Here is a 354-nt window from a genome sequence, read left to right as displayed (position 1 = left end):
GCCGATTGCCGCGGTGCCGCGGCCATCGGCGGCCTGGTGGGGCAGAACCGGAACGGTAGCCTGACCAATGTCAAGACCAGCGGCATCGTCACGGATAATTCCGGCATCGATGTGGGCGGCCTGGCCGGCAGCAATGAGGGCGGCACCATCTTCGGTGCAGAAGCCACCGGCGCCGTGATCGGCGGCACCAACAACCGCGTGGGCGGCCTGGTCGGCAGCCACTATAGCGGCACCATCCAGAGTTCGGTGGCGCGAGGCAAGACCACGGGCGGCAGCAACAGCCACACCGGCGGTCTGGTCGGCTACAACGGCGGCGACCTGCTGGCGGTGGAAGCGAGCGGCGAAGTCTATGCC

Annotated in this window: 1 protein-coding gene; it reads left to right on the top strand. The window is 68.4% G+C overall.

The features are described from left to right. The coding region (locus tag AC1DS3_RS39615) for a GLUG motif-containing protein (protein ID WP_477129500.1) at window positions 1–354 on the top strand (354 nt) is incomplete at both ends.

Source organism: Cupriavidus sp. 01L46 (assembly GCF_056399905.1).
The sequence above is the reverse complement of the archived record's forward strand: the minus strand, read 5'-3'. Positions and strand labels throughout refer to the sequence as shown.